27 protein-coding genes are annotated in these 22,731 nt (G+C 69.7%); 15 read left to right on the plus strand and 12 right to left on the minus strand.

Annotation, left to right across the window (positions count from 1 at the left end):
- Positions 1-11 precede the first annotated feature (11 nt).
- Entirely contained in the window at positions 12-569 is a 558-nt protein-coding gene (locus tag AB0E94_RS33320) for an XRE family transcriptional regulator (protein WP_360334634.1), read from the minus strand.
- 112 nt (positions 570-681) lie between these two features.
- Between AB0E94_RS33320 and AB0E94_RS33325 the strand changes: the two genes are divergently transcribed.
- Positions 682-1,545, plus strand: coding sequence for an AzlC family ABC transporter permease (locus AB0E94_RS33325; protein ID WP_360334637.1), 864 nt, complete (start codon positions 682-684; stop codon positions 1,543-1,545).
- Positions 1,539-1,847, plus strand: a complete 309-nt coding sequence (locus AB0E94_RS33330) for an AzlD domain-containing protein (protein WP_317787761.1) — start codon at positions 1,539-1,541, stop codon at positions 1,845-1,847. The genes AB0E94_RS33325 and AB0E94_RS33330 overlap by 7 nt, the downstream gene beginning before the upstream one ends.
- A gap of 233 nt (positions 1,848-2,080) precedes the next feature.
- Here AB0E94_RS33330 and AB0E94_RS33335 read toward each other — a convergent pair whose 3' ends face one another.
- The 3 genes from AB0E94_RS33335 to nadA form a co-directional block, all read right to left on the minus strand.
- Positions 2,081-2,704 carry a DUF3043 domain-containing protein gene (locus tag AB0E94_RS33335; RefSeq protein ID WP_360334641.1) on the minus strand — a complete coding sequence of 208 codons (624 nt, stop codon included), beginning with the start codon at positions 2,702-2,704 and terminating at the stop codon, positions 2,081-2,083.
- Positions 2,705-2,771: 67 nt separating this feature from the next.
- Positions 2,772-4,127: a UDP-N-acetylglucosamine 1-carboxyvinyltransferase gene (gene murA, locus AB0E94_RS33340; protein WP_317787759.1), complete on the minus strand. Its 1,356-nt coding sequence runs from the start codon at positions 4,125-4,127 to the stop codon at positions 2,772-2,774.
- A 206-nt stretch (positions 4,128-4,333) separates the two neighbouring features.
- Positions 4,334-5,512: a quinolinate synthase NadA gene (gene nadA, locus AB0E94_RS33345; RefSeq protein ID WP_360334644.1), complete on the minus strand. Its 1,179-nt coding sequence runs from the start codon at positions 5,510-5,512 to the stop codon at positions 4,334-4,336.
- Between the two features lie 60 nt (positions 5,513-5,572).
- On the opposite strand from nadA, the gene AB0E94_RS33350 reads away from it, so the two are divergent.
- From AB0E94_RS33350 to AB0E94_RS33365, 4 genes are all read left to right on the plus strand, one after another.
- Positions 5,573-6,679 carry a glycerate kinase gene (locus AB0E94_RS33350; RefSeq protein WP_360334647.1) on the plus strand — a complete coding sequence of 369 codons (1,107 nt, stop codon included), beginning with the start codon at positions 5,573-5,575 and terminating at the stop codon, positions 6,677-6,679.
- An 88-nt stretch (positions 6,680-6,767) separates the two neighbouring features.
- Positions 6,768-7,139 carry an iron-sulfur cluster insertion protein ErpA gene (gene erpA / locus AB0E94_RS33355; protein ID WP_360334650.1) on the plus strand — a complete coding sequence of 124 codons (372 nt, stop codon included), beginning with the start codon at positions 6,768-6,770 and terminating at the stop codon, positions 7,137-7,139.
- A gap of 110 nt (positions 7,140-7,249) precedes the next feature.
- Positions 7,250-8,227 (plus strand): carbohydrate kinase family protein, encoded by a 978-nt coding sequence (locus AB0E94_RS33360; RefSeq protein WP_360334653.1) that lies wholly within the window; start codon positions 7,250-7,252, stop codon positions 8,225-8,227.
- Positions 8,228-8,245: 18 nt separating this feature from the next.
- Positions 8,246-8,755 (plus strand): ATP-binding protein, encoded by a 510-nt coding sequence (locus tag AB0E94_RS33365; protein WP_360334656.1) that lies wholly within the window; start codon positions 8,246-8,248, stop codon positions 8,753-8,755.
- Positions 8,756-8,784: 29 nt separating this feature from the next.
- On the opposite strand, the gene AB0E94_RS33370 is transcribed toward AB0E94_RS33365, so the two are convergent.
- Together AB0E94_RS33370 and AB0E94_RS33375 are read right to left on the minus strand one after the other, a co-directional pair.
- Positions 8,785-8,994, minus strand: coding sequence for a sulfurtransferase TusA family protein (locus tag AB0E94_RS33370; RefSeq protein ID WP_360334715.1), 210 nt, complete (start codon positions 8,992-8,994; stop codon positions 8,785-8,787).
- The gene (locus AB0E94_RS33375; RefSeq protein ID WP_360334659.1) at positions 8,991-10,136 is read right to left on the minus strand and encodes an aminotransferase class V-fold PLP-dependent enzyme; all 1,146 of its coding nucleotides are present in this window, start codon (positions 10,134-10,136) and stop codon (positions 8,991-8,993) included. Before AB0E94_RS33375 ends, AB0E94_RS33370 begins: the two co-directional genes overlap by 4 nt.
- Before the next feature lie 157 nt (positions 10,137-10,293).
- Between AB0E94_RS33375 and coxB the strand changes: the two genes are divergently transcribed.
- From coxB to AB0E94_RS33400, 5 genes are all read left to right on the plus strand, one after another.
- Positions 10,294-11,220 carry a cytochrome c oxidase subunit II gene (gene coxB / locus AB0E94_RS33380; RefSeq protein ID WP_360334662.1) on the plus strand — a complete coding sequence of 309 codons (927 nt, stop codon included), beginning with the start codon at positions 10,294-10,296 and terminating at the stop codon, positions 11,218-11,220.
- A 7-nt stretch (positions 11,221-11,227) separates the two neighbouring features.
- Positions 11,228-11,686, plus strand: a complete 459-nt coding sequence (locus AB0E94_RS33385; protein ID WP_360334665.1) for a cytochrome c oxidase subunit 4 — start codon at positions 11,228-11,230, stop codon at positions 11,684-11,686.
- A 166-nt stretch (positions 11,687-11,852) separates the two neighbouring features.
- Positions 11,853-12,719: a sigma-70 family RNA polymerase sigma factor gene (locus tag AB0E94_RS33390; RefSeq protein WP_360334667.1), complete on the plus strand. Its 867-nt coding sequence runs from the start codon at positions 11,853-11,855 to the stop codon at positions 12,717-12,719.
- A gap of 98 nt (positions 12,720-12,817) precedes the next feature.
- Positions 12,818-13,741 carry an SDR family oxidoreductase gene (locus AB0E94_RS33395; RefSeq protein WP_360334670.1) on the plus strand — a complete coding sequence of 308 codons (924 nt, stop codon included), beginning with the start codon at positions 12,818-12,820 and terminating at the stop codon, positions 13,739-13,741.
- 12 nt (positions 13,742-13,753) lie between these two features.
- Positions 13,754-14,620, plus strand: a complete 867-nt coding sequence (locus AB0E94_RS33400) for a helix-turn-helix transcriptional regulator (protein ID WP_360334673.1) — start codon at positions 13,754-13,756, stop codon at positions 14,618-14,620.
- On the opposite strand, the gene AB0E94_RS33405 is transcribed toward AB0E94_RS33400, so the two are convergent.
- From AB0E94_RS33405 to AB0E94_RS33425, 5 genes are all read right to left on the minus strand, one after another.
- Positions 14,582-15,316: an NAD(P)H-binding protein gene (locus AB0E94_RS33405; RefSeq protein ID WP_360334676.1), complete on the minus strand. Its 735-nt coding sequence runs from the start codon at positions 15,314-15,316 to the stop codon at positions 14,582-14,584. The genes AB0E94_RS33400 and AB0E94_RS33405 overlap by 39 nt on opposite strands.
- An 85-nt stretch (positions 15,317-15,401) precedes the next feature.
- Complete coding sequence (locus AB0E94_RS33410) at positions 15,402-15,608, minus strand: hypothetical protein (RefSeq protein WP_360334679.1); 207 nt, start codon at positions 15,606-15,608, stop codon at positions 15,402-15,404.
- A 108-nt stretch (positions 15,609-15,716) separates the two neighbouring features.
- Positions 15,717-16,775 carry an anthranilate phosphoribosyltransferase gene (gene trpD, locus AB0E94_RS33415; protein WP_360334682.1) on the minus strand — a complete coding sequence of 353 codons (1,059 nt, stop codon included), beginning with the start codon at positions 16,773-16,775 and terminating at the stop codon, positions 15,717-15,719.
- 58 nt (positions 16,776-16,833) lie between these two features.
- Entirely contained in the window at positions 16,834-17,259 is a 426-nt protein-coding gene (locus AB0E94_RS33420; RefSeq protein ID WP_360334685.1) for a hypothetical protein, read from the minus strand.
- A gap of 48 nt (positions 17,260-17,307) precedes the next feature.
- Entirely contained in the window at positions 17,308-18,246 is a 939-nt protein-coding gene (locus tag AB0E94_RS33425) for a cytochrome c oxidase assembly protein (RefSeq protein WP_360334688.1), read from the minus strand.
- A 109-nt stretch (positions 18,247-18,355) separates the two neighbouring features.
- Here AB0E94_RS33425 and AB0E94_RS33430 point away from each other — a divergent pair, with 109 nt between their 5' ends.
- From AB0E94_RS33430 to AB0E94_RS33445, 4 genes are read left to right on the plus strand one after another with little or no spacing between them, the layout of a single operon-like run.
- On the plus strand, positions 18,356-18,952 hold the full coding sequence (locus AB0E94_RS33430) for a heme-copper oxidase subunit III (protein WP_360334691.1): 597 nt from the start codon (positions 18,356-18,358) through the stop codon (positions 18,950-18,952).
- Between the two features lie 50 nt (positions 18,953-19,002).
- On the plus strand, positions 19,003-19,851 hold the full coding sequence (locus AB0E94_RS33435; RefSeq protein ID WP_360334694.1) for a cytochrome c: 849 nt from the start codon (positions 19,003-19,005) through the stop codon (positions 19,849-19,851).
- The gene (locus AB0E94_RS33440; protein WP_360334697.1) at positions 19,848-20,948 is read left to right on the plus strand and encodes a Rieske 2Fe-2S domain-containing protein; all 1,101 of its coding nucleotides are present in this window, start codon (positions 19,848-19,850) and stop codon (positions 20,946-20,948) included. Before AB0E94_RS33435 ends, AB0E94_RS33440 begins: the two co-directional genes overlap by 4 nt.
- The gene (locus AB0E94_RS33445) at positions 20,945-22,555 is read left to right on the plus strand and encodes a ubiquinol-cytochrome c reductase cytochrome b subunit (RefSeq protein ID WP_360334700.1); all 1,611 of its coding nucleotides are present in this window, start codon (positions 20,945-20,947) and stop codon (positions 22,553-22,555) included. The genes AB0E94_RS33440 and AB0E94_RS33445 overlap by 4 nt, the downstream gene beginning before the upstream one ends.
- On the opposite strand, the gene AB0E94_RS33450 is transcribed toward AB0E94_RS33445, so the two are convergent.
- Positions 22,539-22,731, minus strand: a 193-nt coding sequence (locus AB0E94_RS33450) for a hypothetical protein (RefSeq protein WP_360334703.1), incomplete at its 5' end; no start/stop codon positions are given. The genes AB0E94_RS33445 and AB0E94_RS33450 overlap by 17 nt on opposite strands.

Consider the following 22,731-nt stretch of genomic DNA (forward strand, 5'->3'; position numbering starts at 1 on the left):
GACGGCTGGGGTCAGCGGTGTTCCATCACCAGGGTCGCCCAGGAGCCCGGCTCCAGCGCCTCGTAGCTGTGCGGCACGTCGCCCGGGAACGTCACGTAGTCGCCCGGCCCGAGTTCGACCAGTTCGTCGACCGGGCCGGTGCGGATCCGGCCGGCCGACACGATCAGATGCTCGACACTGCCCGGGATGTGCGGGTCGGCGTCCCGCCGCGCGCCCGGCTCCAGCTCCAGCACGTAGACGTCCCGCCTGGTCCCCGGCACCCCGGCGGTCAGCAGGGTGCCGTAGAAGTCAGCCCCCTCGGACCGCACCCGTGGGCTGCTGCCGGCCCGGACCACGCGTACCGGCGACGGCGGCGGCTCGACCAGCCGGCTGAACGGCACCCCGAGCGCGACACCGAGCGCCCACAGCGTCTCGATGCTCGGGTTCCCGGCGCCTGACTCCAGCTGGGACAGCGTCGACTTGGCCAGACCGGCCCGGCGGGCCAGCTCGGCGAGGGAGATCCCGGCCCGGTCCCGTTCCCGTCGCAGGGCGGCGGCGATGACTGCGAGCGGCGGCGCGGGTTGTTGCATTTGTTCGCTCCATCTGAGTTCGCTCCATCTGAGTTCGCTTCATCTGTGTTCGCTTTGTCGGACCGATCGTTCGGTTTGACGAACGCGGGCGCATCGTTCAGCATGTCGAACTATGGGGACGTTATATCGAACGCGGGCCCAGCTTCGCGACATCGGCGCGCTGGCCGCCGCATCCATGGCGGTCGGCGCCTCCTTCGGGGCCATCGCCATCGCGTACGGCCTACCCGCCTGGGTTCCGGTCGTCATGTCGGTGCTGATCTTCGCCGGTGGCGCCCAGTTTCTGGCGATCGGCCTGCTCGCCGCGGGCAACCCGATCGCCGCCGTGCTGGCCGGCCTGCTGCTCAACGCCCGGCACCTGCCGTTCGGCCTGGCCGTCGCGGACACCATCGGCGCCCGCTGGCGGGACCGCCTGGTCGGCAGCCACCTGATGACCGACGAAGCGGTCGCCTTCGCCCTGGCCGAGTCGTCACCCGCCGCCCGCCGCCGCGTCTACTGGCTGGTCGGCGGCAGCCTGTTCGTCGCCTGGAACGTCGGCGTCGTCCTGGGTGTCCTGCTCGGCGGCGCCACCGGCGACCCGGACGCGCTCGGCCTCGACGCCGCGTTCCCGGCCGGCCTGATCGCCCTGATCCTGCCCTCACTCCGAGACCGCGAGACCCGCCTGGTGGCGCTGACCGGAGCGGCCCTCGCCGTCGCCCTGACCCCGCTACTACCGGCCGGCCTGCCGGTGATGTGCGCCCTGCTGGGCCTGCTGGTCCTCATCCGCCCCCACCGCCGCCCCGCAGCCATCCCGCCCGCTCCCGCTCCGCCCGCAGCCGCTTCGCCTGGGGCCGCTCCGCCCGCAGCCACTCCACCCACCGATGCCACTCCCGCCGGCCTTGTTGCTGCCGACTCCGTTTCCGTCGGCGTCCCGCCCGCCGGCCCCATGTCCGCCGGTGTTCCGTCAGCCGGTGATGTCTCCGAGGGGGACCGATGCTGATCGCCGCGATCCTGGTGCTGGCCGTCGGCACCTATGCGTTCCGGCTGAGCGGAGTCCTCCTCCGCGAACGCCTGGAACTCTCCGCCTCACTGCAACGAATGCTCCCGATGTCGGCCGCCGCGTTGCTGGCCGCCCTGGCCGCGACGGCCACCCTGATGGCCGGAAGCGAGTTCGCCGGTTTCGCCCGCCCCGCCGGAGTCCTGGCCGGAGCCCTGCTGGCCTGGCGAAAGGCCCCGTTCGTGCTGGTCGTGATCGCCGCAGCCGCGGTGACTGCCCTGCTACGTCTGGCCGGCATCGAGTAAACCCACCCAGCGCGGTGATGTGTGGCGTATATCGGACCGCGAATGACCACGCAGGCGCGGTTCGGTGGTGCGTGGTGATGTGTGGCGCGTATCGGACCGCGGCTGGCCACGCAGGCGTGGTTTCGGTGGTGCACGGTGATTTGTGGTCCGGATCGCGCCGTGGCTGGCCATGCAGATCTGGATCGACGCGAAACGCGGAGACCGAAGGCCTCCGCGTTTCGACGTGGAACGAGTCAGATGGTGGCGCCGAGCTCGACCTTCGGCTTCGGGACCCGCATCCGGCGGAACGTCAGGCCGCGCATGATGCCGTAGAAGTACAGCGAGCCGAGCCGCTGCGTGGTCTCCGGGAAGCGGGCGCGCACCAGTTTCTTGATGCGCCGGCTGATCAGGATGCTGTCGACGAGGACGGCGAGCGCCAGACCGGCCCACAGCAGGTTGCTGGCGATCTGCACGGCCTGGATCGCGACCGACGAGCCGATCAGCACGATCACGGCGCCGGCGATGAAATACGACCCGGCGGTGCGGCGGGAGTCGACGATGTCGCGGACCAGGGATCGCTCCGGGCCACGGTCACGGGCGAGCAGGTAGCGCTCGTCACCGTTGCGCATGCCCTCGGACGCCTCGAGCCGCTCGGCCCGCTGCCGCTCACGGAGCTGCTTGTAGGCCTCTTTGCGGTTGGCGGGCGCCGGGTCCTGCACGCGGCGGCCCTGGACGGTCCGTTTCGGGGTGACCACGCCCAGCTCTTTCTTGCTGGGGGTGTAGCCCTTGCGGTGGGCGGCGACGGACTCGTCCTCGGTCACCGAGGCGGTGGCGTCGGCGACGAGGTCGGTGGACTTGCGGCGAAACAGCGGGGACACCCCAGCAGCGTAGCCAAACGGCGCGGTGTGTTACACACCGCGCCGTCGATCGTGACGTAATAGCTGATCAGGGCCGCTCTACATGGGCACCGAGGGCAGCCAGCTTGGCTTCGAAGTCCTCGTACCCACGCTTGATCAGGTCGACTCCGTAGACGCGCGAGGTCCCCTCGGCGGCCAGTGCGGCGATCAGGTGCGCGAAACCGGCCCGCAGGTCGGGGATGCGCAGGTCGGCCGCGTGCAGCTTGGACGGGCCGGCGATGACCGCGGAGTGCATGAAGTTGCGGCGGCCGAACCGGCACGGGGTGCCACCGAGGCAGTCCCGGTAGACCTGGATGGTCGCGCCCATCTGGTTCAGCGCCTCGGTGTAGCCCAGCCGCTGCTCGTACACCGTCTCGTGCATGATCGAGATGCCGCGGGCCTGGGTCAGCGCGACCACGAGCGGCTGCTGCCAGTCGGTCATGAAACCGGGGTGCACGTCGGTCTCCAGCGCGACGGCCTTGAGCTCGCCGCCGGGGTGCCAGAACTTGATGCCGCCCTCGGCGCCGGAGACACCCTCGCGGGCCACCCGGTCGTCGGTGATCTTCAGCTCGCCGCCGATGGACCGGAAGACGTTCAGGAACGTCATCATGTCGGCCTGGCGGGCGCCGACCACCTCGATCTCGCCACGGGTGGCGAGCGCGGCGGCGGCCCAGCTGGCGGCCTCGATGCGGTCCGGGATCGGCTTGTGCTCGTAGCCGTACAGCCGGGGGACGCCCTGGATCTCGATGACCCGGTCGGTGTGCACGGTGATGATGGCGCCCATCTTCTGCAGGATGCAGATGAGGTCCATGATCTCCGGCTCGATGGCGGCGTTGCGCAGTTCGGTGACGCCTTCGGCGCGGACCGCGGTGAGCAGCACCTGCTCGGTCGCGCCGACGCTCGGGTAGGGCAGTTCCAGCTTGGCGCCGTGCAGACCGTTGGGGGCGCTCAGGTGCATGCCCTCAGGGGTCTTGTCGACGACGGCGCCGAACTCGCGCAGCGCCCTGATGTGGAAGTCGATCGGGCGGGGGCCGATGTGGCAGCCACCCAGGTCCGGGATGAACGCGTGGCCGAGCCGGTGCAGCAGCGGCCCGCAGAACAGGATCGGGATGCGGCTCGAGCCCGCGTGCACGTTGATCTCGTCGGTGCTGGCGGACTCCACGTTGGTGGGGTCCATCACCAGCTCGCCGTCCTCGACGCCGGCGGTGACCTTGACACCGTGCAGCTCGAGAAGCCCGCTGACCACCTCCACGTCACGGATCCGCGGGACGTCGAAGAGGCGGCTCGGCGACTCGCCGAGCAGGGCGGCGACCATGGCCTTGGATACGAGATTCTTGGCGCCACGGACCCGGATCTGTCCCTGCAGCGGCGTACCGCCGTGCACGATGAGGACATCGTCGGTCAACGTAACCTCCAGCCGGTGGGCGCACGAACGCCCGGAGTCGAAAAGCAGAGCGCGGGCGGGGGTACCCGATTCTGCAACCGGGGAAGCATAGCGCTGAGTGACAACCACGGCATCCGTCGCGAGCGTTGAAACGCCGTTTAAATGCTGTTGACTAAGGCGCGCTTAAAAAATCAGCCATGCGAGTGGATTCGCTTGACTACCGAGGGTTACGGCAGGGCCAGCATCTGGTCGAGCGCGACCCGGGCCTCGCGCGCGGTCTTCTCATCCACCGTGATGACGTTCGGCACGCGGCCGGCCACCAGCTCCTCCAGCGCCCAGACCAGATGGGGGAGGTCGATGCGATTCATGGTGGAGCAGTAGCAGACCGCACGGTCGAGGAACATGATCTGTTTGTCCGGGTGGGCGAGCGCGAGCCGGCGTACCAGATTGAGCTCGGTCCCCACCGCCCACGCCGAACCGGACGGCGCCGCGTCGAGGGCCTTGATGATGTACTCGGTCGAGCCGACGTAGTCGGCCGCCCGCACCACCTCGTGCCGGCACTCCGGGTGGACCAGCACGTTGACGCCGGGGACGCGCTCGCGGACCTCGCGGACGCTGTCGATGGTGAACCGGCCGTGCACCGAGCAGTGGCCGCGCCACAGGATCATCCGGGCGTTGATCAGCTGCTCGTCGGTGAGGCCGCCCTTCGGCTTGTGCGGGTCGTAGAGGACGCAGTCGTCCAGGTCGAAACCCATCTCGAGCACGGCGGTGTTGCGGCCCAGGTGCTGGTCGGGCAGGAAGAACACCTTCGAGCCCTGCTCGAACGACCAGTCCAGGGCGCGCTTGGCGTTGGACGACGTGCAGACCACGCCGGAGTTGCGGCCGACGAAGCCCTTGATGTCGGCCGACGAGTTCATGTACGTCACCGGGACGATCTGGTCGGTGATGCCGAGGTCCTGGAAGTGCTCCCAGGCGGTCTCGACCTGCCCGAGCACGGCCATGTCGGCCATCGAGCAGCCGGCCGCGAGGTCGGGCAGGATGACGCGCTGGGACGGCGTGGTCAGGATGTCCGCGCTCTCGGCCATGAAGTGCACACCGCAGAACACGATGAACTCCGCGTCGGGCCGGGCGGCGGCCTGCTGGGCGAGCTTGAACGAGTCGCCGGTGACGTCGGCGAACTGGATGACCTCGTCGCGCTGGTAGTGGTGGCCGAGCACGAACACCCGGTCGCCGAGCGCCGCCTTGGCCGCGGTGGCCCGGGCCACCAGATCGGGGTCGCTGGGGGCGGGCAGATCGCCGGGGCAGTCCACCCCGCGCTCGCTGGCCGGATCGGTGCCCTTACCGAGCAGGAGCAGGGCGAGCGGGGTGTTCGAGGGTTCGGTCCAGGTCGACGTCACGCCAGTCATCGTTGCACAGCGGATGAGACGGTAGCTGCGCCGCGGAGAGTGTGCTGCCACACTCGCGGTGTGCGCGTACTGATCTGTCCGGACAAGTTCGCCGGCACCCTTTCCGCCCCCGAAGTCGCCCAGGCCGTCGCCGATGGCTGGTCCGCTCCCGGGGACGTCCTCGTCCAGCGCCCGCTCGCCGACGGCGGCCCCGGCTTCGTGGAGGTGCTGGCCACCGCCCTGGACGGCCGGCTCGTCGGAGTCGACACGGTCGACCCGCTGGGCCGCCCGGCCCGCGGCGAGATCCTGGTGGCGGGCGGCGTCGCCTACGTCGAGAGCGCCCAGGCGTGCGGCCTGCACCTGCTGACGCCGGAGGAGCGTGATCCGAGACGGGCCACCTCGTACGGCCTGGGCCTGCTGCTCGCCGCCGCGGTGGAGTCGGGCGCCGCCGAGATCGTGGTCGGCCTGGGCGGCTCCGCGGTCAACGACGCGGGCGCCGGCATGCTGGCCGCCCTGGGCGCCGCCCCGCTCGACGAGTCCGGCTACGCCCTGCCGTACGGCGGCGCCGTCCTGATCAACGCGGCCTCGCTGGGCGGCGTGCCCCAGCTGCGGCAGGTCCGCCTGGTCGCCGCGACCGACGTCGACAACCCGCTGACCGGCCTGCACGGCGCCAGCAACGTGTTCGGCCCGCAGAAGGGCGCCTCCCGCGAGGACGTGCTGCTGCTGGACGCGGCGCTGGAGCACTTCGCCGGGGTGCTGGAGCGTGCCTTCGACCTCAAGGACCTGGCGCTCCAGCCGGGCGGCGGCGCGGCCGGCGGGATCGGCGCGGCCCTGATCGCGCTCGGTGGCCGGGTGACCTCGGGTATCAACCTGGTCACGAATCTGATCGGCTTGGACGCCGAGCTGGACGCGGCCGACCTGGTGATCACCGGCGAGGGCTCGTTCGATCACCAGTCGCTGCGCGGCAAGGTGGTGGCCGGGATCGCGGCCGGCGCCCGGGACCGTGGCCTGCCGTGTGTGGTGCTGGCCGGGCGCAACGAGACAGGTCAGCGCGAGGCGGCGGCGGCCGGCGTGACCGAGACGCACACCCTGGTGGAGCATTTCGGGAACGTCGAGACCGCTCTCGCGGAACCGGCCCGTGGGCTGCGCGAACTCGCGGGGCGCCTGGCCGGGCAGTGGAGCAGGTGATCTGTGTTCCCCCGGATTGGGAATCGGAGGGAATGGGGTTAGCGTTGCCTGGTACGGCACATGACCGCACCTGGCAGGGAGATACCTAGTGACCACTGAAGCGCACACCGAGTCGACCGAGGCGACTGCTGCCCCGACCGGCATCAACCTCACCGACGTCGCCGCGGTGAAGGTCAAGGCCCTGATCGAGCAGGAGGGGCGCGACGACCTGCGCCTGCGCATCGCCGTACAGCCCGGTGGCTGCTCCGGCCTGCGTTACCAGCTCTTCTTCGACGAGCGTTCGCTCGACGGGGACATCGTCAGCGACTTCGACGGCGTCGAGGTCGTGGTGGACCGGATGAGCTCCCCCTACCTGGCGGGCGCGACCATCGACTTCGCCGACCGGATCGACGCGCAGGGCTTCACGATCGACAACCCGAACGCGCAGAACTCGTGCGCCTGTGGTGACTCGTTCCACTGAGCCAGGCGTCTTACGAACAGGCCGTCCCGTTAACGGGGCGGCCTGTTCTGCTTAACCGACCGGTAGTCTCAACCCGTAACGCCCCTGTTTCCCGACCCCCGAGGGCCGAAATGAAGATCGCCGTCACCGGCTCGATCGCCACCGACCACCTGATGCACTTCCCCGGCAGGTTCGCCGAGCAGCTCATCGCCGACCAGTTGCACAAGGTCTCGCTGTCCTTCCTCGTCGACGACCTGGTGGTCCGGCGCGGCGGGGTGGCGCCCAACATCGCCTTCGGGATGGCCAAGCTGGGCCTGCGGCCGATCCTGGTCGGCGCGGTCGGCGCGGACTTCGCCGACTACCGGTCGTGGCTCGAGCGGCACGGCGTCGACTGTGACTCGGTGCACATCAGCGACGTGGCGCACACCGCCCGGTTCGTCTGCACCACCGACGACGATCTGAACCAGATCGCCTCGTTCTACGCGGGCGCGATGGCCGAGGCCCGCAACATCGAGCTGGCCCCGGTGTTCGAGCGGGCCGGCGGCCTCGACCTGGTGCTGGTCGGCGCGAACGACCCGGCCGCGATGATCCGCCACTCGGAGGAGTGCCGGTCGCGGGGTTACCGGTTCATCGCCGACCCGTCGCAGCAGCTCGCCCGGATGAGCGGGTCCGACGTGCTGAGCCTGATCAGCGGCGCCGAGTACCTGATGACCAACGAGTACGAGCGGTCCCTGCTGGAGACCAAGGCCGAGCTCACCGGCGACCAGGTCCTGGATCACGTCAAGATCCGGGTCACCACGCTCGGCAAGGACGGTGTGGAGATCACCGGCCGCGACATCGAGCGCATCCACGTGCCGGTCGTGCCGGACGTGATCGGCGAGGACCCGACGGGTGTCGGCGACGGCTTCCGGGCCGGTTTCTTCTCGGCCGTGTCCTGGGGGCTCGGCCTGGAGCGGGCCGCGCAGGTGGGCTCGCTGGTGGCGGCGCTGGTGCTGGAGACGGTCGGCACCCAGGAGTACGACATCAAGGCCGCCGACTTCGGAAAGCGGTTCGCGGCGGCGTATGGCGACGAGGCGGCTGCCGAGATCACGCCGTTCCTCCCGGCCTGAGGGCGTAGACCTCAAGTCATGGTTCTAGCGGTTTTCGCCGGTCTCCCCGGAGTCGGCAAGAGCACCCTGGCCGCCGCGGTCGCTTCCGAGCTGCCCGCGGCGGTCCTGGCCGTCGACACGGTCGACTTCACCCTCCAGCGGTACGGGGTGCACGAGCCCCGGCCCGGCTACGCCGCCTACGGCGTGGTGGCGGCGCTCGCCGAGGAACAGATCAGAATCGGCCACCACGTGATCATCGACGCGGTCAACCCGGTCAAGGCGGCCCGCGAGCTGTGGACCGACCTGGCCGACCGGATGGCGGTGCCGTTGCGGGTCGTCGAGGTGGTCTGCGGCGACGACGCGGAGCACCGCCGCCGGGTCGAGGAGCGTTACCAGGCCCGTGATCACGAGGGCGTCCCGGACTGGGTGCGGGTCCTGGAGCGCCAGGCCGAGTACGAGCCGTACCTGGGCCCGCGCCTGGTCGTCGACACCCACCTGGCCAAGGACCCGGTCCCGCAGGTGATCGACTACCTCGACGCTCACCGGTAACAAGGCGATCGTCCGCGGAGCCGGTCGGCTCAGACAGCCCGGCGGACGTCGAAGGCGTGGCCGTCGGCCGCGACGAACTCCTGGCCCTTCATCCGGCACCAGGCGGGGATGTCGTTGGCCGCGGCCGGGTCGTCGGCGAGCACCCGCACGATCTCGCCGACGGCCACCCCGGGCATTGCCTTGGCCAGCCGGATCACCGGGATCGGGCAGCGCAGCCCACGGCAGTCGAGGACGATCAGAGCCCGGCCTCCTTCCGGATGTCCGCCACCAGACCCGGCAATACCGTGAGGAATCTCTCCACGTCGGCCGCGGTCGTCTCCCGGTGCAGCGACACCCGCACGTTGCCGTGGCTGAGCACGCCCATCGCCTCCAGCACGTGACTCGGCCGCAGCGTCGACGACATGCACGACGAGCCGGACGACACCGCGAAACCGTGCCGGTCCAGCGCGTGCAGCAGCGCCTCGCCGTCGACATACAGGCAGCTGAACGTCACCAGATGCGGCAGCCGGCCGACCGGATCGCCGACGATCTCCACATCCGGCACGGTCGCCGCGACCCGCTCCCGGATCCGGTCGACGAGCGCGCTCAGCCGCACCGACTCGGCCGCCGCCGCACCCGTCACGGCCCGCAGAGCCGCGGCCGCCGAGACCACTTGCGGCAGGCCGGGCACCCCCGGGTGGCCGGGGCGATAAAGATCATCCTGGGGGTACGGGGAGAGCCAGCGCACACCTTTGCGGACGACCAGCACGCCCACCCCGGGCGGACCACCCCACTTGTGCGCGCTCGCGCTCAGCAGCGACCAGCCGGACGGAAGGCCGGCCCGGCCCACGGTCTGGGCGGCGTCCACGAACAGCGGCACCCCCGCCTCCGCGCAGATCGCCCCGGCCGCGGCCACCGGCTGAATCGTTCCCACTTCGTGACTCGCGCTGATCAGGCCGGCCAGCGCCACCCCGGCGCCGCCGACCGCGGCCGACCACGCGTCCAGGTCGAGGCGGCCCAGCCGGTCCACACCCACCTCGACGGCCTCGCCGGCGCGGGCCGCGTGCAGCACCGCCGAGTGCTCGATCGCCGAGTGGACCATGATGCGGCCGGCCCTCCTGCGGCCACCCAGTCCGCCGAGGACGGCCGCCTGGGCCGCCGCCGTCCCTGATGGCCAGAAGGAGAGCTCGTCCGGCCGTACTCCCAGGATCTCCGCGACCACCGCGGTGGCCGCGTCGTGCAGCTGCCTGGCCCGCCGGCCTGCCGCGTAGAGCTTCGCCGGGTCGGCCCAGCCGTCGGCGAGGGAGGCCAGCAACGCCTCGCGGGCCACCGGATGCATAGGCGCCGCGCTAGCGGCGTCCAGGTAAGCGTGCGCCCCGGCCGGATCGCCTGTGTAGTCCACACACGGAACGGTATCGTCCAGTTGTCCGGGCGTTTTCCGCGACGGTCCCCCCGGTGGCGGGCGGGCCGTTCCTGGTCGAGTAGTGTGCGACCGTCGGTGAGCCTTGCCGCCAGGTGTCCGGTTTCGGCAGGCGGCGCTGCTAAGGAGGCAGAAGCAGGTGGGCGCAAGGAGTTCGGCCACGAGGCCGCGGGCAGTAGGCCGGGCGGCCGGGCTGGGTCTCGGCGGCGCGACGCTGCTGACAGTGCTCTCGGGCTGTTCAATCGCGGACTGGGGAGATGCGTTCGGCCACTTCGGCTGGCCGAGCCGGGGCATCAGCCTCCAGGCCCACGAGATGTATGACCTGTGGATCGCGTCGACCATCGCGGCCCTCACGGTCGGCATCGGCGTGTGGGGCCTGATCTTCTGGTGTGTCATCCGGTATCGGAAGCGCGGCGAAGAGCTGCCCGTGCAGACCCGGTTCAACATGCCGATGGAGATCCTCTACACGGTCACGCCGATCCTGATCGTCGCGGTGCTCTTCTACTACACCGCGATCGTGCAGACCAATGTCGACAAGCTGTCCAAGAACCCGGACCAGGTCGTCGAGGTCGTCGCGTTCAAGTGGAACTGGCAGTTCAACTACCGCGACGGCATGGGCAAGGACGCCGCGACGGTCGCCTCGACCGTCGGCTCGTCCGATGTGATCCCGATCCTGGTGCTGCCGGTCGGCCAGACCATCCGGTTCGAGGAGACCAGCAAGGACGTCATCCACTCGTTCTGGGTGCCGGAGATGCTGTTCAAGCGGGATGTGTTCCCCGGCAACGTGCGCAACGTCTTCGAGGTCACCCTGGACAAGACGGGCCGCTACGTCGGCCGGTGCGCCGAGCTGTGCGGCACGTACCACGCCTTCATGAACTTCGAGCTGGTCACGGTCACGCCGGAGAACTTCGAGAAGTACATCGCGGCGCGCAAGGCCGGCCAGTCGACGCAGCAGGCCCTGACCGCCATCGGCGAGGAGCCGTATGCGACCCGGACCTCGCCGTTCAACACCCGGCGCCAGTCGCACACCTGGAACTCGCCCGAGACCGTAGCAGCGGGGAAGTAGGACTGTCGTGAGGACCGAATACAAGATCTTCGCCGCGGTTTCCGCGTTCCTGTTCGCCGCGGCCGCCGTCTACGGCCTGTACACGTACCACACGCCGAACTCCACCGGGGTGGGCGACGGCTACGAGGGCGGCACCGAGTGGGTCGGCGTCGTCGCGCTGATCCTTTCCGGACTGCTGTGCTCGATGTGCGCCGGCTTCTTCTGGTTCGTCGCCCGCCGTATCGACCTGCGGCCGGAGGACCGGGAGGACGGCGAGATCGCCGAGGGCGCCGGTGAGGTCGGCTTCTTCAGCCCGGGCAGCTACTGGCCGTTCGGTATCGCCCTGGCCGCCTCGGTGGCCGGTATCGGCCTGGTGTTCTGGATGTGGTGGCTGCTCGCGCTGGGCCTGATCGCGGTCATCTTCACCGCGTGCGGCCTGCTCTTCGAGTACTACTCCGGCACCCGCCACCCGGAAGCGCACCTGTAGTTCTGAGCACGCTGCGAAGCCCGCGTCACCAGCCGGTGGCGCGGGCTTCCGCGTTTTGTGCGGCTGCTGCGTCTCGCCGGTCTCCGGGCTCGTGCGGCTGCTTCGTCTTGCCGGTCTCCGGGCCCCGCCCCGCTTTCTCGTCTTTCCCGGGTGGGAGAATGGGCTCGTGGATGCGCAGGATCTCGATGCGGCCGCCGCGATCTTCATCGAGGCCCGGCCGCGGCTGTTCGGGATCGCCTACCGCATGCTGAGCAGCGCCTCCGAGGCCGAGGACCTGATGCAGGAGGTGTGGCTGCGCTGGCAGACCACCGACCGCAGCGTGGTCCACAACCCGGGCGGATTCCTGACCACCACGGCGACCCGGCTGGCGATCAACTCGCTCCAGTCGGCGCGGGTGCGACGGGAGACCTACATCGGGCCGTGGCTGCCCGAGCCCGTCGACACCGGCGCCGACCCCTACCTGGGTGCGGAGCGGGGTGAGGCGCTGGAGTTCGCGGCGCTGCTGCTGATGGAGAAACTGACCCCGAACGAACGTGCGGCGTACGTGCTACGGGAGGCGTTCGACTATCCGTACGGGCAGATCGCCGAGATCCTGGACACCACCGAACCGGCGGTCCGGCAGCTGGTCAGCCGGGCCCGGAAACGGGTGGCGGGTGAGCGGCGCGTCCCGGCCAGCGCCGAAGCGCAGCGGGAGTTGCTCACCGCGTTCGTCGCTGCGGCCCGGGCCGGCGACATGGCGGCCCTGGAGCGGCTGTTCGCCGCCGACGTGCGGAGTGTGTCCGACGGCAACGGCGCCTACCAGGTGTCCCGGCATGCGGTGGTGGGCCCGCTGCGTGTGATCAACTTCCTGACCGCGATCGCACCGTGGTTCTGGGACGACATCGAGGTGGAGTTCGCCTCGCTCAACGGCGGCGCCGCGGTCGTGCTCCGCCGCGGCGGGCCGGTCTACGGCGTGCTCGCGATCACCGCCGGCCCGGACGGCATCGACCAGCTGCTCTGGATGGTCAACCCGGACAAGCTGACCGCGCTCTGAGTCCGTACCGGTGCCGGCCGCGCCGCGTCCAGGGCCCGCGCCGAGCCTTGTACCGGCGTGGCATGGTTGCCCGGCGGCCGCGCCGTCAGCGTGGAGGCATGAACAGAGTGACGATGCCGCAGGAGCTGGATCTCACCGGTCGCCGCGCCCTGGTGACCGGGGCCAGCGGCGGACTGGGCCTGGCCCTGGCGGGCCGGCTTGCCGAAGCGGGCGCCGAGGTGCTGCTGGCCGTCCGGGACGAGGCCAGGGGAGCGGCCGCCCTGGATCGGATCCGGAGCACGGCACCTGACGCCCGGATCTCGGCGCGCCCCCTCGATCTCGCGTCGGCCGCGTCGGTGACCGCCCTGGTCCGTACCCTGATCGCGGAGGACCGGCCGATCCACCTGCTGATCAACAACGCCGGGGTGATGGCGCCGGCCACCCGGCACACCACCGCGGACGGCTTCGAGTTGCAGTTCGGCACCAACCACATGGGCCACTTCGTGCTCACCACCGGGCTGCTGCCGCTGCTGCGGGCCGGGCGGGCCAGGGTGACCACCGTGACCAGCAGCGCCGCCCGGCAGGCCCGCCTCGACTGGACCGACCTGCAGAGCGAGCGGAAGTACTCGGCGGTCCGTGCCTACGGCCTGTCGAAACTGGCCAACCTGATGTTCGCCCTGGAACTGGACCGGCGTAGCCGTACCGAGGGCTGGGGTCTGGTCAGCAACGCCGCCCACCCCGGCACCACCCTGACCGGCCTCTACGCCGCCGGGCCCAACCTGGGCCGGGCCGGTCGCGCCCCGCACGAGGCGATCATGAGCCGCCTGCACCGCTGGGGAGTCCTGGTGCAGGGCGTGGAGCAGGGCATGATGCCGATTCTGTACGCGGCCACCGCCGACCAGGCGCAGGGCGGGCGGCTCTACGGCCCGGACGGATTCGGTCAGTTCACCGGCGGACCCGCGGAACTGAAGATCTACCGGGCGGCCGGTGACCGGGATCAGGCCGCCCGGCTCTGGGAGCACTCGCTGGCGCTGGCCGGCTGACGGGAGGACACGGTGGATCGGGCACGGCTGGCCGCCTATCTGCGTACCCGGCGGGAGACGGTGCAGCCCGAGGACGTGGGGCTGCCCCGGGGCGGGCGTCGCCGGACCCGTGGACTGCGTCGGGAGGAGGTCGCCGTGCTCAGCGACATGTCGGTCGACTACTACACCCGGCTGGAGCAGCCCCGTGGCCCGCATCCGTCCGAGCAGATGATCGACGCCGTCGCCCGCGGGCTGCGCCTGTCGATGGAGGAGCACGACCATCTGCGGCGGCTGGCCGGGTATGCCACGGCCCGTCGTTCGGCCGGCTCCGGGCACGTGAACCCCGGGATGCGGCGGATCTTCGACGGGGTCGGGGAGACCGCGGCCCAGGTGGTGTCCGCGCTCGGTGAGACGCTGCTGCAGACGCCGCTGTCGGTGGCGCTGATCGGCGACGAGAGCGTGCACACCGGGTGGGCGCGGAGCCTGCACTACCGGTGGTTCACCGACCCGGCGGCCCGGATGCTGCATTCCGCCGAGGGTCAGGACGCGCAGAGTCGTCTGGTCGTGGCGGATCTGCTCAGCTCGTACACCCGCGATGGGGTTGAATCTCGAACCGCGACGCTCGTCGATCTGCTGCTCACCGCAAGCCCGGAGTTTGCCGGACTGTGGCGGGACCAGCCGGTCGCCGGGCCCTACTGCGGGCCGGTCCGGCTGCTGCATCCGCGGGTCGGGCCGCTGGAGCTGCACTGCCAGCGCCTGGTCGACCCGGACCAGGCGCAGCAGCTGGTGATGTACACGGCCGCTCCGGGAACCGCCGACGACGAGAGACTCCGTCTGCTGGCGGTTCTCGGAGCCGTCGATCTACCGGGACAGCCAGTCCAGGAAGGTCGTCCCGGCTAGGACGGCGTCCGCCCGGCCGATCAGGACGTCACCCGGGACCGCGGCGAACATTCCGGCCGACGGGTCGGTGACCACCGGCCGCCGGTCGCCCCGCGCGGACAGCGCGACGCGGCCCAGCTCGTCGAGCCCGAACACCTGCGGGCCGGCCACGTTGCGGATCCCGTTGAGCGGGGCGCCCACGGCGGCGTCGGCCACCGCATGGGCCACGTCGGCCGCCGCCATCGGCTGGACCGGGGTGGCGGGCAGGCGCACCGTGTTCTCGTCGGACGTCCACGACAGGATCGCGTCGACGAACTCGAAGAACTGCGTGGCCCGGACGATCGAGTACGGCACCGGGCCGGTCCGCAGAAGGTCCTCCTGAAGCACCTTGGCCCGGTAGTAGTCCAGGTCCGGCACCTGGTCGACGCCGACGATCGACAGGATCACGGCGTGGCCGACCCCGGCCGCCGAGGCTGCCGACAGCATGTTCTCCATGGTCGTCCGGAAGAACGCGGGTGACGCGTCGTCGAACGTCGGCGAGTTGGTCAGGTTGACGACGACGTCGTTGCCGGCCAGGGCCTCCGGCAGGCCCGCCCCGGTCAGCAGGTCCACACCCGTCGACGGGGAGAGCGGCAGCACGTCGTGCCCGCCGCCGGTCAGCATCCGCACGACCTGCGACCCGATGAGCCCGGTGCCCCCGATTACAGCGATCTTCATTTCTCGGCCTTCGTTCTGTTCGTCGAATTGCTCGGACGACAGTGATGACCGGATGACGCCGCGATCTGTGACAGCCGGACCGGAATCAGGCGGCGGAGCGCTGGTGGGGAGCGACCCGCCGGGCCCGCTCGCCGGGCTTCCACAGGTGGACGACGATCGGGGCGACCACCTCGGCCGCGCCGCAGCGGGTGCAGACCAGCTCGGGGCAGTCGTCGTGGCCGTCCTCGCAGGGCGGCACCTCGAAGAGCATGTCGCCGTCGCAGATGACGCAGCGAAGTTCGCGTTCCTGCACGGGTTTCTCCTTCGCGGGAAGGTCAAATTACCCGAATGTCATTCAGACGGTTTCACGTAAAAAGGACGATCTCGGGTATTACCTACGGCGTGTTGAAGGAATTCCCGGTTACTCGGCGGCTTTGGCGGCCTGTGCCGCGGCCACCCAGCGCTCCAGCTGAGCGGTCGTGGCGCCGGAGTCGATCGCCTCGGCGGCCCGCCGCATGCCGGCCACCAGGGTTTCCCGGAAGTCGCTCGGGAAGCCGCTCTGGGCCGCGAACGCCGCCGACGCGTTGAGCAGCACGGCGTCACGCACCGGGCCCTGCTCGCCGGCGAACAGCCGCCGGGCCACGTCCGCGTTGAACGCCACCTCACCGCCGCGCAGATCGGCCGGCTGGCTCCGGGGCAGGCCCAGTTCCACCGCGTCGATCAGCAACTCCTCCACCTTGCCGTCCCGGGCCATCCAGATCCGGGTCGGCGCCGAGGTGGTGAACTCGTCCAGGCCGTCCTCGCCGCGCACCACCAGCGCCGAATCACCACGCCTGGCGAACACCTCGGCCATCACCGGGGCCATCCGCTGGTCGAAGCAGCCCACCATCGCGGAGGTCGGCCGGGCCGGGTTGGTCAGCGGGCCGAGCATGTTGAAGAACGTCGGAACGCCCAGTTCACGCCGGGTGACCGAGGCGTGCCGCATGCCGGGGTGATAGCGGGCCGCGAAGCAGAAACCGATGCCCGCCTCGGCGACCGACCGGGCGACCCCGGCCGGGCCCAGATCGAGCGGCAGGCCGAAATGCTCCAGCAGGTCGGCCGAACCGGTCGTCGACGAGGCCGACCGGTTGCCGTGCTTGACCACCGGCACCCCGGCCGAAGCCGTCACGATCGCGGCCAGGGTGGAGATGTTCACCGTGTTGGCCCGGTCGCCGCCGGTGCCGACCACGTCGACCGCGCTGGTCCGGGTCTCCTCCGGCAGCTCGACCAGCGTGGCGCTGGCGATCATCGCCTCCACCAGGCCACCGAGCTCGGCCGGCGTCTCACCCTTGGCCCGCAGCGCCACCGCGAACCCGGCTATCTGCACCGGAGTCGCGTTGCCGGCCATGATCTCGCCCATGGCCCACGCCGTGTCCGTTGTGGCGAGCTCCTCGCCACGCAGCAGTGCGCTCGTCAGATTGGGCCAGGTGCGTGCGCCCATGGCGCTGCCTCCATCAGGGGTTCATCAGCTTCAGCAAGGGTTCATCAGCGGAATTTGCTCAGCGGGGAATGGTGCCCAGGGTGCCCAGCGGGACGGCGCCGTCACGGCGCGCGCGGAGCAGGCCGGCCACTGTCTGCCCGGTGGTGACCGGGTCCAGCGGGGCCACGATCGTGGCGTCGACCTGTGCATACGCCGCGAGCCAGCGGTCCGCGGCACGGGCGATCACGACACAGGTGGGCGGGGGGTTCAGATACTCGTCCTTGGTCTGGCGAGCGATCCCGATGCCGCCGGCCGGGGTGGCCTCACCGTCGAGCATCATCAGATCGATCTCGTACTCGTCGAGCAGGCGGCGGCACTCCTCCCAGGTGGAGGCCTCGGCGAACTCGACCTTGAGATCAGCCGCGGGACGCGGGCCGATGGCGAGCCGGATCCGGTCCCGCACGGCGGCGTCGTCGCTGTAGAGCAGAACGGTGTACTCGCTCATCTTGTGCCCCACCTCACGTCTTAGGTCCCAGGGATCGTACCGAACTTGTTATCCGGCATCGGGCGCCGGGCGTACCGCATTCTCCGCCGCCTCGGCCCGGTCCAGGGCTCGGTCGATCCGGCGGGCCTCCCGCTCCGACTGGCGGACCCACTGGACCACCAGGATGCCGAGCATCGTGACGCTGACGATCTCGCCGCCGGCCCACAGGATGCCGCCCGCCGTGACCTGGTCCGCCTTCGGATCCAGCCAGCTCAGGCCCAGATTCGGGTACCAGTCGCCGCCGAGCAGCTCATTGCTCTGCATGATGGTCAGCCCGAGCACCGTGTGGAACGGGACACTCAAGACCATGAGCAAGGCCCGGCCCGGGTACGGCCACCGGTTCGGCAACGGGTCGAGCCCGAGCAGCGGCCAGAAGAACAGGCAGCCGGTCACGATGAAGTGGAAATGCACGAGCTCGTGCACCCAGACGTGTTCCAGGGTCTGCCGGTAGGCGCCGGTGAAGTAGAGGACGAACGGGTTCGCGATGAACAGCCCGAACGCCACCAGGGGGAAGGTCAGCACCCGGACGTACCGGCTGTGCAGCACCGCGAGCAGGGTCTTGCGCGGCGGTCCGTGCAGGACCCGCAGGGCCAGTGTGGTCGGCGCGCCCAGGGCCAGGAAGATCGGGCCCACCATGGACAGCACCATGTGCTGCACCATGTGGACGGAGATCAGCGTGGTGTCGTACGCCTCGATGCCGGTGACCGTGACCAGGGCGATCGACCCCAGCCCGCCGGCGATGAAGGCTGCCGTGCGCCCGGCCGGCCAGTCGTCGCCGCGCTGCCGCAGACGCCACACGCCGTACAGGTAGAGCGCCGCCGACACCAGGAGTCCCAACGCGATCGGACTGACCAGGTTGATCTCGGTGAAGAACGCCGCCGGGGTGAACGGCGGAAGTCCAGTATCCCCGGCATCGGCCGCGAGTGAGGGCAAAACGTGAAGCTGCACCACTTGAGGTTAGGTCTACCCGCTGGTCACGGAATATTCCGGGCGGCCCACAAGGCCGGATTGGGGACCCCGGAGGACCTTGGGCCTATCTCGGATGAATAATGAGGCCGTGACAGCGGCAGCCATCGACAAGAGCCGGATCCACTCGCTGACCCGACCGAACATGGTCAGCGTCGGGACCATCGTGTGGCTCTCCAGCGAGCTCATGTTCTTCGCGGCATTGTTCGCGATGTACTTCTCCATCCGTGCTGCGGACTACAGCATGTGGGAGCACCACACCAAGGCCCTGAACATCCCGTATGCGACAACGTTCACGGTGATCCTGGTTCTCTCGTCGGTGACCTGCCAGCTCGGCGTCTTCGCGGCGGAGAAGGGTGATGTGTTCGCGCTGCGGCGCTGGTTCACGATCACCTTCGTGATGGGCCTGATCTTCGTGCTCGGGCAGGTGAACGAGTACGTGACCCTGGTCGGCCACGGCGTCAAGATCAACGCTGACGGGTACGGCTCGATGTTCTACCTGACGACCGGGTTCCACGGTCTGCACGTGACCGGCGGCCTGATCGCCTTCATCGTCTACATGATCCGGACGACCATGGGCCGGTTCACACCCGCCCAGGCCACGTCAGCGATCGTCGTGTCGTACTACTGGCACTTCGTGGACGTCGTCTGGATCGCCCTGTTCGCCATGATCTATTGGCTTCAGTGACGCGCCGTCATCCGCTGAGCTTCAGGTTCGAACCCCAAGGGACATAGCCCATGACTTCTGACACCCCCGCCCGCAGGCGCGCCCGGGTGTTCTCCCGGCGGCGCGGCGCGCCCAGCCGGGTGCGCCGGAGGCTCGGCGCAGCGGTGCGCATGCTCGCCGCGCTGGCGCTGGCCGGCGGCGTCTACACCGCATTCACGCCCGGTGCGTTCGCCGAGGACAACGTCCAGCTCTCCGCTGTCGCACGGGAGGGCAAGGCGCTCTACGACACCAGCTGCATCAGCTGCCACGGCCGTGACGGCCAGGGTGTCCAGGACCGTGGGCCGAGCCTGATCGGCGTCGGCTCGGCTTCGGTGGAGTTCCAGGTGGGCACCGGCCGCATGCCGATGACCCGCCAGGAGGCCCAGGCCGAGCAGAAGCCGCCGCAGTTCGACGACGCGCAGACCGAGCAGCTGGGTCAGTACATCCAGGAGCTCGGCGGCGGCCCGGAGCTGCCCGACGGCCCGCTGGTCGCCGACCTCGAGTCCGACCCGGACGCGCTGGCCCGTGGTGGCGAGCTGTTCCGCGTCAACTGCACCTCCTGCCACGGCTTCGGCGCCGGCGGCGGCGCGCTCTCCTCGGGCAAGTTCGCCCCGAGCCTGGGCGACGCCACGGCCGAGGAGCTCTACGCGGCCATGCTCACCGGCCCGCAGAACATGCCGGTCTTCGGTGACAACCAGCTCACGCCGGAGCAGAAGAAGCAGATCATCACCTACATCTCGGTCCAGTTGCAGGACGACAGGGACCCGGGCGGCCTGTTCAACCTGGGCCGGTACGGCCCGTCGACCGAGGGCATGGCCATCTTCCTGGTCGGCATCACGCTCCTGGTCTTCACGTCGCTCTGGATTGCGGGGAAGTCATGACGGCGGTCCACCACGGCGAGACCGGCACGCCGGTCGACGTCAACGACCCGCACCTGACGAGGTTCGACATCGTCAAGGAAGGCCTCCGGCGCGACGACATCGAGATCGTCACGTACGAGTCGCACTTCCACGGGCAGAACTCGAAGGCGGAGCGGCGGATCGTCCGTAACATCGCCCTGCTGCTCCTGCTCTCCGGGCTGTTCACCGCGGCCTTCCTGGTCTTCTACATCGTGTGGCCGTGGGAGTTCGAGCTCGGCCACACGCGGAGCGACTACTACACCCCGATCCTGGGCATCACCCTGGGCCTGGGTCTGCTGTCGCTCGGTTTCGCGATCCTCGCCTGGGCCAAGAAGCTGCTGCCGCACGAGCTGTCCATCCAGCAGCGGCACGGCGACCCGTCCTCCGACGAGGAGCGCCTGATCACCGGCCAGACCATGATGTATGTGGCCGACGAGCTGGGTGTCGCGCGCCGGCCGCTGCTGAAGGGTGCGATCGCCATCGGCGCCGCCCCGCTCGGCCTGGCCGTCGCCGCCCCGCTGGTCGGTGGCCTGATCCAGAACCCGCACAAGGGCGAGCACCCGATGATGTACACCACCGGGTTCCACCCCTCGAACAACGGCGACAAGCTGGTCCGCCTCACCCGTGAGGACGGCAGCCCGATCCGCCCCGAGGACGTGAGCGCGGGCGGCCAGATGACCGTCTACCCGGGCATCCCGCACGGCGCCACCAACCACTACGCCGACTCTCCGACGCTGCTCATCCACCTCCGGGCGGACGACGCGGCGGAGACCCGCAAGAACGCCGAGGCCGACAAGAACGGCCGCAACGTGGGTTCGATGTGGGGCAACTACGTGGCGTACTCCAAGATCTGCACGCACGCCGGCTGCCCGGCCAGCCTCTACGAGCAGCAGACCAACCGTCTTCTCTGCCCTTGCCACCAGTCGCAGTTCCTCATCACGAACAACGCGCAGCCGGTCTTCGGACCCGCGACGCGTCGTCTGCCGATGCTGCCGCTTACAGTGGACGAGGAAGGTTTCTTCGTGGCGGCGGAAGACTATCGAGACGTCGTCGGACCTGACTTCTGGGAGCGGCCGTGAAGCGCCGAAAAATCGACCTCGCAGAGGCCCCTAAGACTTTCGCCAAGGGTGTCGACGACCGGTTCCAGGCGGCCACTCCGCTGCGCGGCCTGCTGAACAAGGTCTTCCCCGACCACTGGTCGTTCCTGCTCGGCGAGATCGCCCTGTTCTCGTTCATCGTGCTGCTGCTCAGCGGCGTGTTCCTCACCCTCTTCTTCGACCCGTCGATGAAGGAGGTGCCGTACGACGGCTCGTACCTCGCGCTCAAGGGCACGATGATGTCCGCGGCGTACGAGTCCTCGCTGAACCTGTCGTTCGAGGTCCGTGGTGGCCTCTTCATGCGGCAGCTGCACCACTGGGCGGCGCTGCTGTTCATGGCGTCGATCATCGTGCACATGGCCCGCATCTTCTTCACCGGCGCGTTCCGCAAGCCGCGTGAGGTCAACTGGGTGATCGGCGTCGTGCTGTTCCTGCTCGGGTTCTTCGCCGGCTTCACCGGCTACTCGCTTCCCGACGACGGCCTCTCCGGCACCGGTCTCCGCATCGCCTCGGCGATCATGCTGACCCTCCCGGTCATCGGCACCTGGCTCTCCGCGGCCATCTTCGGCGGCGAGTTCCCCGGCGAGCTGATCATCGGCCGCTTCTACATCGCGCACGTGCTGCTCATCCCGGGCCTCCTGCTCGGCCTGATCGCCGCCCACCTGGGCATCGTGTTCAAGCAGAAGCACACCCAGTGGCCCGGCCCGCTGCGGACCAACGAGAACGTCGTCGGCGAGCGCATGTTCCCGCGCTACGCGATGAAGCAGGGCGGCTTCTTCATGGCCGTCTTCGGTGTCATCGCGCTGATGGCCGGCCTGTTCCAGATCAACCCGATCTGGCTCTTCGGGCCGTACCGCGCGGCTGAGGTCTCCTCCGCCTCGCAGCCCGACTTCTACGTCATGTTCATGGACGGCCTGGTCCGTCTCATGCCGAACTGGCAGATCTACATCCCGATCGGCGACGGCTACAGCCTCCCGCCGATGTTCTGGCCGGCCGTCGTCGGACTCGGGGCGCTGTTCACGCTGCCCATGGCGTACCCGTGGCTGGAAGCGCGCAAGCTCAAGGACAAGCGCAGCCACCACCTGCTCGAACGGCCGCGTGACAACCCGGAGCGCGTCGGCATCGGCATGATGTCGCTGGCGTTCTTCATCGTCGCCACCATCTCCGGCGGCAACGACGTCATCGCCGACAAGTTCCACATCAGCCTGAACGCGATGACCTGGGCCGGCCGTATCGGTCTCGTCCTGCTGCCGCCGCTGGCCTACTACATCTCCGTCCGCATCTGCCTCGGTCTCCAGCAGCACGACCGTCAGGTGCTGGCCCACGGTGTGGAGACCGGCATCATCAAGCGCCTGCCGAACGGCCAGTTCGTGGAAGTCCACCAGCCCCTCGGCCCGGTCGACGATCACGGACACCCGATCCCGCTGGAGTACGCCGGCTGGGTCGTCCCGAAGAAGATGAACCGCCTCGGCGCGCTGGCGCCGGCGATCAAGGGGTTCTTCTACCCGGTGGAGAAGCCTGCTGACATCCCGGTCTCTCCGGCTGTCGGCGGGTCTGCCAAGCGTGAGGAGATCAAGTCCGGGCGGTGACGTCTTGGCCTTGTCGGCCCGCCGGATCGTGTTGCGATCCGGCGGGCTTTTCTTCTGTCTTCCCTGCGGTGGGTCGGCTCTTCTTCTTCTTCTTCTTCTTCGCGGTGGGTCGGTTCGGGATCAGGGCCGGGTTCACGCCGGCCATCGGCTCGTCAAGCATCACCATGTCGGGCTGG

The sequence above is a fragment of the Actinoplanes sp. NPDC026670 genome, from assembly GCF_040638175.1.
Lineage (GTDB): Bacteria > Actinomycetota > Actinomycetes > Mycobacteriales > Micromonosporaceae > Actinoplanes.

Bases quoted from the DNA above. Each gene is read 5' to 3' on its own strand.
- AB0E94_RS33395 (WP_360334670.1), top strand. From the start codon at position 12,818: ATGAACAGAGTGACGATGCCGCAGGAGCTGGATCTCACCGGTCGCCGC.
- AB0E94_RS33405 (WP_360334676.1), bottom strand. From the start codon at position 15,316: ATGAAGATCGCTGTAATCGGGGGCACCGGGCTCATCGGGTCGCAGGTC.
- trpD (WP_360334682.1), bottom strand. From the start codon at position 16,775: ATGGGCGCACGCACCTGGCCCAATCTGACGAGCGCACTGCTGCGTGGC.
- AB0E94_RS33330 (WP_317787761.1), top strand. From the start codon at position 1,539: ATGCTGATCGCCGCGATCCTGGTGCTGGCCGTCGGCACCTATGCGTTC.
- AB0E94_RS33435 (WP_360334694.1), top strand. From the start codon at position 19,003: ATGACTTCTGACACCCCCGCCCGCAGGCGCGCCCGGGTGTTCTCCCGG.
- AB0E94_RS33360 (WP_360334653.1), top strand. From the start codon at position 7,250: ATGAAGATCGCCGTCACCGGCTCGATCGCCACCGACCACCTGATGCAC.
- AB0E94_RS33440 (WP_360334697.1), top strand. From the start codon at position 19,848: ATGACGGCGGTCCACCACGGCGAGACCGGCACGCCGGTCGACGTCAAC.
- nadA (WP_360334644.1), bottom strand. From the start codon at position 5,512: ATGACTGGCGTGACGTCGACCTGGACCGAACCCTCGAACACCCCGCTC.
- AB0E94_RS33420 (WP_360334685.1), bottom strand. From the start codon at position 17,259: ATGAGCGAGTACACCGTTCTGCTCTACAGCGACGACGCCGCCGTGCGG.
- AB0E94_RS33320 (WP_360334634.1), bottom strand. From the start codon at position 569: ATGCAACAACCCGCGCCGCCGCTCGCAGTCATCGCCGCCGCCCTGCGA.
- AB0E94_RS33365 (WP_360334656.1), top strand. From the start codon at position 8,246: ATGGTTCTAGCGGTTTTCGCCGGTCTCCCCGGAGTCGGCAAGAGCACC.
- AB0E94_RS33325 (WP_360334637.1), top strand. From the start codon at position 682: ATGGGGACGTTATATCGAACGCGGGCCCAGCTTCGCGACATCGGCGCG.